At 65.3% G+C, this 1,801-nt stretch carries 1 protein-coding gene and 1 pseudogene; both read right to left on the bottom strand.

All coding sequences use genetic code 11. The features are described 5' to 3' along the window. Positions 1-184 precede the first annotated feature (184 nt). Positions 185-340 (bottom strand): annotated as a pseudogene (locus tag ADK66_RS32500) (alpha/beta fold hydrolase); the annotation flags it as partial. A 75-nt stretch (positions 341-415) separates the two neighbouring features. Continuing rightward, a complete protein-coding gene (locus ADK66_RS26920) occupies positions 416-1,405 on the bottom strand; it encodes a protein kinase (protein WP_053660171.1) in 990 nt (329 codons plus the stop codon). Positions 1,406-1,801 lie beyond the last annotated feature (396 nt).

The raw sequence follows: 1,801 nt of genomic DNA, 5'->3' as shown, positions 1-1,801 counted from the left end.
GCCGTCGACAAACGGGATCGCGCCCGCCAGCATGACGATGAACGGCTGGACGATCCCGGGCACTTGGGCGACGAGCTCCTGGAAATTGCTGATGAGCTGCTCAATGGGACTCATGTCTGGTCCTCACTTTCCTGTGATGTGAGTGCGTCATGTGGCGGCGGTAGTCCCCGCCGTCGAGGGAGTCGATGAAGGTGCGCAGGGCGTCGTTGACCCCGTCAACGTGCGTCCAGAGCAGCCCGTGGGGAACGCCCTCGATTTCTACGTAGTGGGCATCGGGCAGTGCCGGGAAGAAGCGGTGGGCCGTCGCATCGATGGGCAGGATCCCGTCGGCGGTGCCGTATTCCATGGTGTTCTTTCCTGTGGTGAGCCAGTGCGGACCGTTGCCTAGGCGGATCGTGTGGTGGCCTTGTTCTCGTCATTGGCGGGTCGACGAGGCGAGTGGCCCGATGGCCATGCGATGGAAATCGTCGACGCCGGCGTGGTGTGCCAAGGCGGGTGGATCAGAATCGCGTTGTCCCACGCGTCCCATATCGAGGCGCTCGTCCGCACGGACCAGGCCCTTTGCCGCGGACTGGAGCGCTTCCCTGAACGATCGAGCGCTCTGGAACCGGTCCTTTCGGTCCTTGGCGAGCGCTGTGAGGAGCACCGCGTCAAGCGCCGGAGTCACCTCGGTGCGGTAGGCGCTGGCTCGCGGGGGCGCTTGGTGCACGTGCTGATAGGCGACGGCAACCGGGTTGTCACCGACGAAGGGCGGCCGGCCGGTCAGCAGTTCGTAGAGCAGGCAGCCCGCGGAGTACAGGTCACTGCGCGCGTCGGCGACCTCACCACGCACTTGCTCGGGAGAGAGGTACTGGGCGGTGCCGAGGAGCATGTGGGTTTCGGTTGCTGTGGCGCCGGCACCACCATCGACACGCGCGATGCCGAAGTCCACCACCTTGATTGCGCCGTCGGGAGTGACCATGATGTTGGCGGGCTTGATGTCGCGATGGACAACGCCTGCGCGATGGCTGAACTCGAGTGCCGACAGGACCGCCATCTGATGTTGGATCGACTCCTCCAGCGTGAGCGCGCCCTCGCGGAGGCGGGCCCGCAGCGACTGGCCGGCGACGTGCTCCATGACGATGAACGGAACGTTCGGCTCGTCCGCCCGACTGCCTTCGACGTGCTCATGTCCGACGTCATGAACGGAGACGATGCCGGGGTGATTGAGGCGGGCGACTGCCTGTGCTTCCCGCCGGAACCGGGACCGGAACAGCGGATCGCGGGCTAGCTCTGCGCGGAGCACCTTGACCGCGACCCAGCGCTTGAGCCGGATGTCACGCGCCAGGTGAACAACGGCCATGCCGCCCCGGCCCAGGACGTCGCAGAGCTCATAGCGTCCGCCAAGCACACGATCCGTACTCATGAGTCCTCTCAACTTTCTCGTGGTCGGTGCGTACCGGGAACGGGTTCGACGTGGATGGGTGCGTCTGGTCTGAAGACGCCCGCCACGGGGCTCCGGAGTCCATCAGTCCCCGGGTACGCCGGGGTCCGGACGCTCGATCCTGGCGACGTCATCAGGCTCGCACCGGGGGCACAGCCCTCGCGTCGGTCACAACCACGTAGGTCCTCACGGCCTAGCGCCGCCGAAGACCTCTGAACTTGCAGGCGCTAATTTGCAAGTACCGCGCTTCGCATCAGGGATTACTACGGTGGCGGCTACCTAGTGCCTCGTCATGCGGCCTTGAACGGGTAATCGGGATGGCGGATCTTGGAGTTGATCGCGTATCCGGTTTTGGGTTGGGCGTGTTGGTTGCGCCAG

It is taken from the genome of Micromonospora sp. NRRL B-16802 (assembly GCF_001279555.1).
Classification (GTDB): Bacteria; Actinomycetota; Actinomycetes; order Mycobacteriales; family Micromonosporaceae; genus Micromonospora; species Micromonospora profundi.
This window is presented reverse-complemented; position numbering and strand designations above follow the sequence as displayed.

Bases quoted from the DNA above. Each gene is read 5' to 3' on its own strand.
- ADK66_RS26920 (WP_053660171.1), bottom strand. From the start codon at position 1,405: ATGAGTACGGATCGTGTGCTTGGCGGACGCTATGAGCTCTGCGACGTC.